The following is an 11,934-nucleotide window of genomic DNA, read 5'->3' as shown; positions in this document are numbered from 1 at the left end:
CTTTTGGAAGTTGTGTTGGGTCAATGCTTGTGATGTCGTCATGAAACCATTCTCCTTTCGTGTCATACATTGCTTCATAAGATTTTCGTGCAAACTTATCCTTTTCACAGTAACCGATACATTTGAACCCAGCTAATTCCAAACCACGACGAAAACCACCCACTCCTGCAAAGAAATCAAGAAAAGTTAAGGTCATACCGACTCCTCCATCATTGAATAAGCTTCATCAAAGGTCAATGTCTGTCCATCGCGCAACACCGTCACGTTATGATTTCCTGTTGACTCTATATAACGTTTGACAATGACATCCACAAACTTCTCATCCAACTCAATGCCGTAACAAACCCTTCCAGTTTGGTCTGCGGCCATTAGGGTCGAACCAGAACCAAGGAATGGATCAAGAACAATTGTCCCACGCATGGATGAATTTTGAATAGGATAGGCCATGAGCGGAATGGGTTTCATTGTTGGGTGGTCTTTACTAGATTTTGGACGGTCATATTCCCAAATGGTTGTTTGTTTACGGTCACTGAACCATTGATGTTTTCCCTTTTGTTTCCAGCCATAAAGACAGTTATGAGTAACAATTCCATCTGCAATATAATGTTCATATTTTTCAACAGCAAGAGAATAAACAGGTCCACTGAATCCTTTTGTAAGAACCTCATCAATTACGCCCCAGTAAAAATTTTCTCTCGTTTCCTTTTCATAAGTTTTTGGAATTGGAACTTGCATAATTTGAGGGATCAGATTACAAGCATTGATGCGAGCAGTTACTCGTTTACTAAATGCCTCATGTCCATTTCCTTTGTGAATGAGTGGGTATTTGATATTTCGACCATAGTCAACAAGCAAACGTCTAGCATTATCTAATTGAATTTGGCTATCCAAGTTATCATAAATCATATCGACATGATGAGATGTGCGTTGAGTTTCTTTCTTTGGAAGTCCTCTATCCATTTCCCAATGAGTATAAGGAATACCGTACTTGAGGGCTAATAACTGTTCGTGGCACTGGGCTGTTACTTTATCATCAAATACATCAATGACCCAAGCCTCTTCACCTTTCTCTCCACGAAGTCTCGTTTTCAAACCAAATCCCCTCGAGTTATAGAGTTCAGTAATCCCTACACGCCAACGGTCTCCTTTACGCATAAGATAGGTACAATAATTGTTTTTTGTTGATTCATTAAAACGAACCGAAAACTGATGGTTATCCGTAGCCCACGTTATTTTATTTCCAATTTTTATACCGTATAAGGTGCCATTATAATATCGAGAAGCTGTTTTTATCTCATAGCCACCATTACGCATCCCCAGAATTGTTCCTGAATAGGAATTGTAACTAATGACCCTATCACCATCCTTTAAGTCTTCTATTGGAACGGGACCATTTATAGTTTGAACAATCGTACCTGCTGGCTGACATGGTTCATGTTGCCACTGATAGGGACTACGTCCAAGAACTAAGGAGTTCTTCTTCCAAATGCAACACCCACTGAGGTAGAATCCCGCCTCTTTAAATGCCTTTCGGAAGTTCAGTCCTTCTGTATCCGCATGGAATACATAGATTGAACCATCAGACTCCATATGTTTTTCTACTTGAGTGAACATATCAAAAAGAAACTGGTAAAAGTCACTATCAGGCATATTGTCATTGAGAATCTTTCCAGCTGTTTCTTCTACATCAACATTATAGGGAGGGTCTGTCACAACCAAATTTGCCTTTTTATCACCTAAAAGTTGGTCATAAGTTTCAGCTTTCGTAGAGTCTCCACAAATCACTCGATGCTTACCAAGTTGCCAAATGTCCCCTCGTTTTGAAAAGGTGGGTTTCTTCAATTCCTCTTCAACATCAAAGTCATCATCTGATAGGTCTTTATCATGAACATTCGACAGGATATCGTCAATTTCTGGTGGTTCAAAACCAGTCAGGTCGAGATTGAAATCCGATTCCTGTAAATCCAAAAGCAAGTCCGCCAAAAGTTGGTCGTCCCATTGACCGGTGATTTTGTTAAGGGCAATGTTCAGTGCCTTTTCATCTTCTTTGGATAAATCGACAATGACACATTTGGCGGTTTCATAGTCTAAGTCCTTCAATACAGTTAATCGTTGATGGCCACCAATTACCGTCAAGTCTTTATTGACGATGATGGGGTCAACGTAGCCAAACTTGAGTAGACTTTGCTTAATCTTTTCATACTCCTTATCACCCTTTTTAAGTTTTTTTCGAGGATTGTAGGAGGCTGGGTGTAATTCAGACAATCGAATTTCTCTAATTTCCATTGTTGGTTGGCTTGTCATTGGTTTCTCCTTTATAAAAGCGTGATTGAATGTAACACGAATGGCTACAAAATTTCCTATTTGGATTGGCATAAGATAAAAATGACCTGCCACATTGCTGGCAAGTCAAATCTTCATATGCAGTTTTTGATTTGTCGTGTTCGTCAGAATGAGTGGCCCACCAGACTTTACGACATTTATCCGAACAGAACTTCTTTGGTCTTCCTATTTTATGAATTTTAAGTGTTTGATAACACTGTGGGCAACGGAGTCCGTCATTCTGGTCGGCTTTTGCCATTTGCTTTGTCGCCGCTCCATGACCAAGCAATGCTGGATTTCGTTTACAGTATTTTTTAACAGAATCTCTAGACAGTCCTGTAGCCTTACCGATTAAGCCATACCCAAGACCTTCTGCTCGCATTTTCCAGATTTGTTTGCGTTGACTTTCGTCCATTTGTTTTCCTTTCCAGCAAAAAAGGACTAAAAACAACTATTTTCTACATTGTTTCTAGCCTTTTTCACTATTTTATTACCAAAATGACATACTTGGGAACGCTACATCCCCACATTAGAAACGTGATAACGGTGGGAAGGAACGTCAAAATGAAGCGATTTTAATGTACCCGCTTGCGAATTTTGCGAAATTGCACGTTTGAGGGGGCGTCGGTCTTAGTCTCCCAAGCGTTTAGAGATTTCATCCCCCCTCCCCCAATGGGTGAAAAATGAGATACTTTTGTAACGAAACTCCAAGACTAAAATCGATACGAATACTCCACATAACGATCAGTCGTCTTAGTCTTTCTGTCATGACAAGACTTACAAAGTGCTTGCCAGTTGGTTTGATTCCAAAAGAGTTCTTGGTCACCTCGGTGGGGTGTGATATGGTCAACGACCGTTGCCTTGGTCAGTCGACCTTTGGCTTTGCATTGAACACAGAGTGGATGAACTTTTAAGTAACGAAGTCGTGCTTTGTTCCACTGGGCATTGTATCCTTTGGCTTTGGTTGACTTGGAATCCAGTTGGTGGTTTGCTTTATGGTTCTCACAATACTTCTGACCATATGATACTAAGTTAGGACAACCATTTTGTTTACAAGGTATGCTTGGTCTTCGTGGCATTTTACTTCTCCCAAGGTAGATAGTCTTTCGTGAAATGTCCAAAGCAAGTTGTCTCGGTGTAGTCTACATCCAAGAGATGAAGTTTCTTAATGATACCTCCTGGTGTTAAATCATACCGCTCACGAATCATTCCTTCCAGTTGTTGTGTGGTGTAGCGACTGGTTCCAAAGGTTTCTACGTAAACCGACACAGGTTCTGCTACTCCAATGGCATAGGCAAGCTGAACTTCACAACGTTTGGCATAGCCTTCACGAACAATATCCTTGGCAATCTTTCGTGCCATGTATGCGGCTGAGCGGTCAACCTTGCTTGGGTCTTTTCCAGAGAAGGCACCTCCACCATGATGTGCGAAACCACCATATGTATCTGCCACAATCTTACGTCCAGTCACTCCTGCATCCGCAAATGAGCCACCAAGAACAAAACGTCCAGTTGGATTGACTAGAACTTTGAAATCTAGATTCTGACGATAACGATGAGCCACCGACATCATGGCTTCCATCACAATTCGCTTCACTTTGTCAAGGTCAGCCGTTTCGGTATGTTGGATGGAAACTAAAAATGTATCAATCCGTCTCTTCTCATAGTCGTAGGATACCTGAGCTTTAGCGTCCTTTCCAAGTAAGGGGTGACCAAGTGACATCAGTTTCTCAAGGACTCGAGTTGCTAGAACATAAGGAAGTGGCAGGTACTCAGGTGTTTCATCTGTCGCATAACCGAACATCATTCCTTGGTCACCAGCTCCACCATTGTCTACACCTTGGGCAATATCGGAACTCTGAAGTCCAAGTAGGTTAGTTACCCGAACATTCTTCAAACCTAGTGGCTCGACAACCTGTCGAACAATGTTCTCGAGATTAAAGTAATGTTTAGTAGAAATTTCACCAGCTACCACAACATGGTTATCCTTTATTAAAGTCTCAACTGCCACTCGACTTGATTTGTCATACTTGAGACACTCCGTCACAATAGCATCTGAAATCTGGTCACAGATTTTATCTGGGTGTCCAACCGACACTTGTTCACTAGTAATAATCATAATTCCTCCACGCAAAAAGCCCAACCCTCGGGCTAGGCTTTGGTTTATTTTACTGATTGTCGGCCTGCTTCGTAGGCTCTCTCCAATGCTCTTTTGATTCCCCAAACCGAAACATCGTAGAAATCGAGGTTGTCACTCCAACGTTTTTCCAAGGTTTCAACTAGTAGTTCTTCTTTAGCAATCTCTGTTAAAAGTGCATTGAGTTTTTCTTCTTGGCGTTTTGTCATTGTATTGTTCTCCTCTTCTTTTGTTGTGTACATATTAACTCTAAAAAGGAGATATATCCAGTCATTACTGGGTATTTTTTATCTTTTTTGACATCTTAAGTATATCACAGGTCTAGGTTGAAAATCAGTACTAAAACAGTACAAATTTAGTGCTAATGTAGTGCTAATTTAGTACCAATTTAGTGCAATCGACCATCACTAGATAGGAATGTGATAATCTTCCACCTTAAGTTCAAGACTTTTTGATGTCCAACGATAACACTTGCGTAATTGTTTTAGAATCTTACGCCTACGATAAGCAAGTGTTGAATGGCTGATTTCATAAATCTCTTCTAGTTCAGTCCAACTCTTGCCTAAGTAAATTAAATCATTAGCTAATGGTTTCAAATCCTCAGGCAATAACTCCATAACAAACTCAAAGTAATAAAGATCCATTTTTAAGCAGTAATAGGTATTAAGCAAACTACTGAGGTACTCTTGATTCTCTTGTTCTTGTTTTTCTCTAAAATTAAGGGAAATCAGCTCACTACGACCATGGTTTTTACTTTTCTTGACCATTTCTTGCTCTGACTTCTCAAATACTAATGACTGAATCACACTATCCTCTGAGATTGGTCGATAGTTGAGCAATTTCTCTTGAACTAACTGTAACTTCATTTTCATGTCTTGATAGTTCTTAGCAATATAATCCACCTTATCCATCTGCCCCTCCTACTTGTGCTTTTACAGCTGCAATCAGCCGTTCTTGTTGTGCATCTTTGTTTTCTAGTGCCTTGAGGATTTCCTCATCAATCGTTCCTTCAGTCACAATGTGTTGGATAACAACTGTCTCAGCCTCCTGGCCTTGACGCCAAAGTCGTGCATTCGTTTGTTGGTATAATTCCAATGACCACGTTAATCCAAACCAGACCAAGTGGTGACCGCCTTTTTGAAGGTTCAACCCATGACCTGCACCAGCTGGATGAAGTAAGCCAACTGGAACATTTCCCTTGTTCCACTCGCGAATATCTTCTTCTGTTTTCAACACCCGACTCTTCACCTTGAGTTTTTCTAAACGACCAATAATCCGAGCCAAGTCATGTTTGAACCAATAGGCCACTAAGACAGTTTCTCCATTTGCGGATTCAAGGATATCTTCTAGGGCATCTAGTTTCTGTTCATGAAGCGGCACGACTGTATGATCATCAGAATATACAGCACCATTGGACAACTGAACTAGCTTGTTCGTAAGACTTGCTGCATTGGCAGCAGTTACTTCTAATCCATCCAACTCTGATAAAACATACTCTTTCTTAAACTGACTGTACTTTTCTTTTTCCTTTTCTGACATACGCACCAGCTTCTTGGTTGAAATCAAATCAGGCATATCTAGATAATCTAGAGCCTTCATGGAAATGGTAATATCACTAATCTTGTCCTGAATTTGACACTCCGCATAATCCATAGGGATGTATTCATAGACAATGTTTCCATTGCGACGACCTTCTTCAAAGTAGCGACTACGAAACTCACCAATGAATCGACCAAGGCGTTCTCCTCCGTCAATGACTTTAAACTCTGCAAACAAATCCATTAGCCCATTTGAGCTTGGTGTTCCAGTCAGCCCAACAATACGTTTCATGTAAGGACGCATTGCCATAAAGGCTTTGAAACGCTTGGACTGCCAAGACTTGAAAGAACTCAATTCATCAATCACTACCATATCCCACTTGAAATAGGGACTACATTGTTCCACCAACCAAGGGAGATTTTCACGATTGACGATATAGACATCCGCATCTTTCTGAAGAGCTACTTTTCGTTGCTTTGGTGTTCCCACAATTTTCGAATAACGCAAGTGACGCAACTCCGCCCATTGCTCAATCTCATCACTCCATACTGTATTTGCGACTCGAAGTGGGGCAATAACCAAAACCTTAGTAACCTCAAATCGGTCAAACATCAGCTCATTCACCGCAGACAAGGTTGTAGCCGTCTTCCCCATCCCCATGTCTAGGATGACTGCTGCATAAGGGTGACCTATGATGAAGTCCTTGGCGACTACCTGATAGTTATGTAATGTCAATTTCATCTAGCACCTCTCCAATCATCTCAATTCGGTCAATATCGTAAACCTTGAAACCTAACCGCTCGAACAGTTTATGCCTTGACACTTGCAACATCCTTGGCTTTTGGTCAGGAGCTTTTACTTCCACCAAGCCAAACTTGCCATTGGGTAAAAACACCAAGCGATCTGGCACACCAGAAAAGGATGGTGATACCCACTTAGGACAAATGCCTCCACGCTTTTTCACTTCAATTACTAACTTCTGTTCAACAATTTTTTCTCTCATAACTGATCCTTTCGTCAAAACATCGCCAAGGTAAAAGTGCAGGTCAAGGTAGTCAGTTCCTTAACTTTCCTATATATTTTTTTATTCTTTTTATTTTTTCTTATATACAAGTTATAGAAATGACCTTCTAGACCTGCACTTTGAAAATCCCCTATGGCAACTTTTGTATGTGACCTTCTAGACCTGCACTTTTGACCATTAATGCAGGTCGTGACAATCCATTTCAAAACTCTCTACAGTTTTCAAAAAGAATAAAAATAAGATTTTGAAATGAGTTTACTTTTCGCCTATCACGACCGTCACTACTATTCCTTGGGTGAGTATGACGATCTGCACCGACTGTCACGCCTTAATTAAGAAAATCATCGTCTTCTTTCAGTCGTAAACCTTGAACAATCATTCCTTTACTTGTCTTTTTCTTGGTGAAACCAGCGTTAGCTAGGGCAGTATAAAAATCTGTTGTGCTGCGCGTGTACTCATTTACCTTTAAGCAATAAGTACGGTAAGTGGAGTATAGTTCTCCCGACTTCTCCGTGAAAGTAGCGTCAACATCGCAACAATCTGACAAGAACTGCCCCATCCAATCGTTTGCTTCACGGTAGGCAGCTACCGATTCTTGAACGACCTTTGGCAAAGTAAACTTGAAGTGAGCTTTGACGGATTTTTCTGCCCCTTCAATAATCCAAGTCATGATGGCTGGTGCTGCTTCATCGTAAAGGTAGTCCGCAAAATTCTTGACATCACTACGACCAGTAATCTTGGCATTGAAAGGAATGACAATCAGACGTCGCCAAATCCCATCATCGTTCGCTCCAACTTTAGGAAGGTGGTTAGTGTAAAGCACTAGCGTATGAGATGGGACAAAATGAAACGGTGCTTTGTACTTCTTCTCAGCCAAGATTTCATCAGTAGAACAGAGCTGTTTCACCATGGAGGTATTTAACCTCATGCCCTCACTCATCTCTGATGCAATGATGAGGCGTTTGCCTTTTAGTTCAGCCATTTCTGGACTGACATTACGACGAACACTCATAGTAAGCGCATCGGCAGACAGTTTGCCTGAATAGTTCCCAAGCACTCTTGCGATAGTGTTCCAGAAGGTAGACTTACCGTTCGCACCACTGCCGTAAGCAATAATGAGATGCTCTTGATAAACCTTACCGATGGCTGCCATACCAACCACCATCTGAACGTAGTCAATCAATTCTTGATCCCCACAGAAGAAGGTGGCAAGCGTCTCCAACCACAAACCTTTTCCTTTATCACTTGGAGAGGCTGTCGCCATTTTAGTCAAATAATCTGATGACACATGGTCTTTAACACCAGCTAGTCCTTTTGACAGGTCGATTGTGGCATTAGGTGTGTTCAGCAACATTTCATTATTATCAAATTCAGAGACACTCATCCGAACCATGTGCTTGGCAGTTTTGACAATAGCTGAGAGGTTGCGATAATCTCGGTACTTCATGACAAATTTATGGAAATCAAATGCCCTCTTATACTCCTTGAAAGCAGATGATTGTACTGGAGTGTCTATCGCCTTTTCTAGTACCTTAAGCCCTTTAAAAATCAACTCCTCTGGAATCCCTGTCTGAATCAGTTTTTTGGTTTTATCTTCCAAATCACCATTCGCAACCTCTAGCTGCTCATCTAAGAATGTATGAACTTGACGCATGGCTAATTGCTCATCCTCTACCCAGTATTTTCCGTTATAGGCTAGGTAATCTGTCTCACGTGTGAAGGCAATCCTATCTCCAAACTCACGAGCTAGTAAACCCGCTTCACCAATATCAGTAAAATCATCTGGACGCATCGCTTCATTATTGAAAACATCAGGTGCCACATAGCCTTTGGAGTTCTGAATCGTATTATTGTAGAATCGAACGGCACTACCCCAGATGGTGTCTAACTCCGCCTTATCTAGAGGAGGAACACATTTTTGAGCTTGTTCATCAAAGCCATCTCTTGCTTCTTTCGTTACTCCCAAGCGTTTTAGGATCTTAGCTGCAAATACAGACATCGTTGAATTACGACTCCCTTGCTGGATTGGTCCACTTGGAGGAGTATAGAAGTCTGCATCGAAATCTTCCTCGTCTTCAATAGACACAGCTTGAAACAAATCTTCATCAATAGTTAGCCATGAATCATGCCATATAACCTGTGCATTTGGATTTCCAAAGAAGAAACGTGCTGCATCTTTGGCATGATCATCAAAAAACTTGTATTGATTACAAAGTTCTTCCTTCATGGCTACATAGATGTCTTTTTCAGTTACCTCATTGATTTGGAAGTAAATATGAAATTTTGGTCTTGGAGCTTTTCCTGCCTTAGCCTGCATGTGACTACGGCTCGTCACCAAGGCAAAATTGTAATCCGCAAAGATTTCTTTTAATCTCTCTTTAGTTATCCACTCATCTGGATTTTCTGAATGGTCATTATCAATATCCATGGCCAAGACGTCCGACTTGATGAAATTGGTATTTGAGCGTGTATTGTTTAAAAACAGCCCTGCCACATGGTCAAATTGCGCAACAGTTTGTAGCGATATTTCATCAGTAATAGTTACTTGATTGGGATAAACCGTGGTTATTTGAACTCCAGTCTGTCCTGAATGAGATAAGGTAAATTGCATTATGCGCCCTCCATATTTTTGCAGTAATTTTAGAAATATATCTTCTTAACTTACTAAGTAAGAATCTGACAAATTTTTCCACTCTTTCAGAAAAAATTATTCAAAAAAATAGAAGTTTCCTATTAAATTGCACAGGAAACTTTTTTGATATTCAAAAATTTTTTCAAATCTAACGGAAAAACATCACATGGTTCTACTTAGTAATGTGTAAGAGATATGTCTAAAAAAATCTCTTACAAAGTGGAAAATTTAATAAAAACCTTACTTAGTAAGATAGGAGGACCAAACATGGTAAACGAACCATACATCAAACCTGATGAAGACGTAGCTGATACTCTCATCGCTATCAGCGTCATCTCAAAACTACTCGCTCGGAAAATTATGGAGGAAGAAAACAATGAGCAAAATGAAGGAACTGAATAGACTAATTCATGATATGGAAGAAACCGCAAAGTACTACCTTCGCTTGGTGGATGAGTTCAAGAAACTCCTATCTACTGATGGTGAAACAGTTACTGAACCAATATCACCAAAATCTGAACCACGAAGGGAAATTCAATTGGAGGATGTCCGTGCAGTCCTTGCTACAAAGGCAAAAGATGGCTTTAAGAATGAGGTTCGTTCTCTGCTAAATGCTTACGGTGCTTCTTCTCTATCAGCTCTTGACCCTAAACACTTTGCGGCAGTCCTTGAAGAAGCTGGAGGGATTGGTAATGACTAACCACGCCATTCTATCTGCTTCTGCATCACATCGTTGGTTGAACTGCCCACCATCTGTTCGTCTTACAGAGGAACTTCCAGACACAACATCTGATTTTGCTCTTGAAGGTACGGATGCTCACGAGTTATGTGCTTATCTAGTCGAGAAAGCTTTAGGGAGGAATGCGCGTGATCCAACAGAAGATTTAGCATTTTACAACGATGAAATGCAGAATTGCGCAGAAGAATACCGCAACTATGTGATGGATCAAGTTGAGAAAGCCAAAGGCTACTCTCGTGACCCTACAGTTCTTGTCGAACAACGACTTGACTTTTCCAAATGGGTACCTGAGGGCTTTGGAACTGGGGATTGCATCATCGTGGCAGACGGACTTCTACAGGTTATTGATTATAAGCACGGACTTGGTGTTCTAGTAGATGCAAACTACAACCCGCAAATGATGTGTTATGCCTTGGGTAGCATTGAAATGTTTGATGGACTTTATGATTTTGATAAAGTCACCATGACCATCTTTCAACCACGAAAATATAACATTTCTACCTTTGAGATGGAAAAGACTGAGTTGCTTGAATGGGCTGAAAACGTGCTCGCTCCAAAAGCTGAACTTGCATTCAAAGGTGAGGGGGAGATACAATCTGGTAAACACTGCCAATTCTGCAAACTCAAGAATGTCTGTCGCAAACGTGCTGAGGATAATTTGGCACTAGCTAAGATGGAGTTTGCAAAGCCAGAAACACTAGATAACGAGGACATTGCAGAGATTTTGCCTAAACTAGATTTGTTGATTTCATGGGCAAATGACATCAAAGCATATGCTTTAAATCAAGCGACCGAAGGACATCACATCCCAGGATACAAACTGGTTGAAGGTCGCTCTGTTCGTAAATTTTCAGACGAAGCTGCCGTGAGTCAAGCTGTGATTGAAGCTGGCTTCGACCCTTACGAGAAGAAACTGCTCACTATCACTGCCATGACCAAACTCCTCGGCAAGAAAACCTTTAATGACCTCCTTGGTGGTCTCATAATAAAGCCAAGTGGTAAACCAACACTCGTTCCAATTGACGATAGCCGTCAAGAGATGAACCTAGCCAAACATGAATTTAAAGAGGAATAACTATATGACAACTAAAGTAATTACAGGACCAAACACTCGCTTCAGCTACTTAAATGCCAATGAGCCCAAGTCAATTAACGGTAGTATTCCCAAGTACAGTGCCTCACTCATCATCCCAAAAGAGGATACTGTCACCATTAACAAAATCAATGCCGCTATTGAGCAAGCATACAAAGAAGGTGAGTCAAAACTCAAGGGCAACGGTAAATCTGTACCTGCATTATCTACTCTAAAAACTCCACTTCGTGATGGTGACCTTGAACGCCCGGATGATGAAGCATACAAAAATGCTTACTTTGTGAATGCCAACTCTCCACACAAACCTGGGGTGGTTGACGGAAATCGTCAAGAAATCATTGATACATCAGAATTGTATTCAGGCATCTACGGACGTGCTTCTATTACCTTCTACGCATTTAATTCCAATGGCAATAAAGGGATTGCTTGCGGTTTGAATAACTTGCAAA

The 11,934-nt window shown here is 40.9% G+C and carries 13 protein-coding genes and 3 pseudogenes; 4 read left to right on the top strand and 12 right to left on the bottom strand.

The features are described 5' to 3' along the window. The 12 genes and pseudogenes from K5Q34_RS11095 to K5Q34_RS11040 form a co-directional block, all read right to left on the bottom strand. The coding region (locus tag K5Q34_RS11095; RefSeq protein WP_221865009.1) for a DNA cytosine methyltransferase at positions 1 to 196 on the bottom strand (196 nt) is incomplete at its 3' end. Further along, a pseudogene (locus K5Q34_RS12000) lies at positions 193 to 573 on the bottom strand (DNA-methyltransferase); the annotation flags it as partial. The gene K5Q34_RS11095 and the pseudogene K5Q34_RS12000, both read right to left, overlap by 4 nt. A gap of 3 nt (positions 574 to 576) precedes the next feature. After that, positions 577 to 735, bottom strand: a pseudogene (locus K5Q34_RS11995) (hypothetical protein); the annotation flags it as partial. Between the two features lie 690 nt (positions 736 to 1,425). Next, positions 1,426 to 2,304, bottom strand: a pseudogene (locus tag K5Q34_RS11080) (ParB N-terminal domain-containing protein); the annotation flags it as partial. Continuing rightward, positions 2,276 to 2,737 carry a hypothetical protein gene (locus tag K5Q34_RS11075; protein ID WP_014638126.1) on the bottom strand — a complete coding sequence of 154 codons (462 nt, stop codon included), beginning with the start codon at positions 2,735 to 2,737 and terminating at the stop codon, positions 2,276 to 2,278. The pseudogene K5Q34_RS11080 and the gene K5Q34_RS11075, both read right to left, overlap by 29 nt. Positions 2,738 to 3,035: 298 nt before the next feature. Beyond that, a complete protein-coding gene (locus K5Q34_RS11070) occupies positions 3,036 to 3,401 on the bottom strand; it encodes an HNH endonuclease (protein WP_014638127.1) in 366 nt (121 codons plus the stop codon). Position 3,402: 1 nt separating this feature from the next. Further along, positions 3,403 to 4,440, bottom strand: a complete 1,038-nt coding sequence (metK, locus tag K5Q34_RS11065; protein ID WP_024399320.1) for a methionine adenosyltransferase — start codon at positions 4,438 to 4,440, stop codon at positions 3,403 to 3,405. Positions 4,441 to 4,484: 44 nt separating this feature from the next. Further along, the gene (locus K5Q34_RS11060) at positions 4,485 to 4,667 is read right to left on the bottom strand and encodes a DUF6900 domain-containing protein (protein ID WP_014638129.1); all 183 of its coding nucleotides are present in this window, start codon (positions 4,665 to 4,667) and stop codon (positions 4,485 to 4,487) included. 198 nt (positions 4,668 to 4,865) lie between these two features. After that, positions 4,866 to 5,369: a hypothetical protein gene (locus tag K5Q34_RS11055; RefSeq protein WP_014638130.1), complete on the bottom strand. Its 504-nt coding sequence runs from the start codon at positions 5,367 to 5,369 to the stop codon at positions 4,866 to 4,868. Then, on the bottom strand, positions 5,362 to 6,738 hold the full coding sequence (locus K5Q34_RS11050; protein ID WP_221865008.1) for a DEAD/DEAH box helicase: 1,377 nt from the start codon (positions 6,736 to 6,738) through the stop codon (positions 5,362 to 5,364). Before K5Q34_RS11050 ends, K5Q34_RS11055 begins: the two co-directional genes overlap by 8 nt. Beyond that, the gene (locus K5Q34_RS11045) at positions 6,719 to 7,000 is read right to left on the bottom strand and encodes a VRR-NUC domain-containing protein (protein WP_221865007.1); all 282 of its coding nucleotides are present in this window, start codon (positions 6,998 to 7,000) and stop codon (positions 6,719 to 6,721) included. The genes K5Q34_RS11050 and K5Q34_RS11045 overlap by 20 nt, the downstream gene beginning before the upstream one ends. Before the next feature lie 349 nt (positions 7,001 to 7,349). Continuing rightward, entirely contained in the window at positions 7,350 to 9,632 is a 2,283-nt protein-coding gene (locus K5Q34_RS11040) for a phage/plasmid primase, P4 family (protein WP_221865006.1), read from the bottom strand. Between the two features lie 288 nt (positions 9,633 to 9,920). Here K5Q34_RS11040 and K5Q34_RS11875 point away from each other — a divergent pair, with 288 nt between their 5' ends. From K5Q34_RS11875 to K5Q34_RS11025, 4 genes are all read left to right on the top strand, one after another. Next, the gene (locus tag K5Q34_RS11875; RefSeq protein WP_260619453.1) at positions 9,921 to 10,055 is read left to right on the top strand and encodes a hypothetical protein; all 135 of its coding nucleotides are present in this window, start codon (positions 9,921 to 9,923) and stop codon (positions 10,053 to 10,055) included. Then, positions 10,030 to 10,353: a hypothetical protein gene (locus K5Q34_RS11035; RefSeq protein WP_221865005.1), complete on the top strand. Its 324-nt coding sequence runs from the start codon at positions 10,030 to 10,032 to the stop codon at positions 10,351 to 10,353. Before K5Q34_RS11875 ends, K5Q34_RS11035 begins: the two co-directional genes overlap by 26 nt. Beyond that, complete coding sequence (locus K5Q34_RS11030) at positions 10,346 to 11,467, top strand: DUF2800 domain-containing protein (protein WP_221865004.1); 1,122 nt, start codon at positions 10,346 to 10,348, stop codon at positions 11,465 to 11,467. Before K5Q34_RS11035 ends, K5Q34_RS11030 begins: the two co-directional genes overlap by 8 nt. 4 nt (positions 11,468 to 11,471) lie before the next feature. Beyond that, positions 11,472 to 11,934 (top strand): DUF2815 family protein (locus K5Q34_RS11025; protein ID WP_221865003.1); only part of this gene is annotated, 463 nt, incomplete at its 3' end.

This window comes from Streptococcus sp. 2018110 (genome assembly GCF_019754115.1).
Lineage (GTDB): Bacteria > Bacillota > Bacilli > Lactobacillales > Streptococcaceae > Streptococcus > Streptococcus hashimotonensis.
Note: the sequence above shows the minus strand (reverse complement) of the source record. Positions and strands in the feature narration are given on the sequence as shown.

Bases quoted from the DNA above. Each gene is read 5' to 3' on its own strand.
- K5Q34_RS11075 (WP_014638126.1), bottom strand. From the start codon at position 2,737: ATGGACGAAAGTCAACGCAAACAAATCTGGAAAATGCGAGCAGAAGGT.
- K5Q34_RS11070 (WP_014638127.1), bottom strand. From the start codon at position 3,401: ATGCCACGAAGACCAAGCATACCTTGTAAACAAAATGGTTGTCCTAAC.
- metK (WP_024399320.1), bottom strand. From the start codon at position 4,440: ATGATTATTACTAGTGAACAAGTGTCGGTTGGACACCCAGATAAAATC.
- K5Q34_RS11060 (WP_014638129.1), bottom strand. From the start codon at position 4,667: ATGACAAAACGCCAAGAAGAAAAACTCAATGCACTTTTAACAGAGATT.
- K5Q34_RS11055 (WP_014638130.1), bottom strand. From the start codon at position 5,369: ATGGATAAGGTGGATTATATTGCTAAGAACTATCAAGACATGAAAATG.
- K5Q34_RS11050 (WP_221865008.1), bottom strand. From the start codon at position 6,738: ATGAAATTGACATTACATAACTATCAGGTAGTCGCCAAGGACTTCATC.
- K5Q34_RS11045 (WP_221865007.1), bottom strand. From the start codon at position 7,000: ATGAGAGAAAAAATTGTTGAACAGAAGTTAGTAATTGAAGTGAAAAAG.
- K5Q34_RS11040 (WP_221865006.1), bottom strand. From the start codon at position 9,632: ATGCAATTTACCTTATCTCATTCAGGACAGACTGGAGTTCAAATAACC.
- K5Q34_RS11875 (WP_260619453.1), top strand. From the start codon at position 9,921: ATGGTAAACGAACCATACATCAAACCTGATGAAGACGTAGCTGATACT.
- K5Q34_RS11035 (WP_221865005.1), top strand. From the start codon at position 10,030: ATGAGCAAAATGAAGGAACTGAATAGACTAATTCATGATATGGAAGAA.
- K5Q34_RS11030 (WP_221865004.1), top strand. From the start codon at position 10,346: ATGACTAACCACGCCATTCTATCTGCTTCTGCATCACATCGTTGGTTG.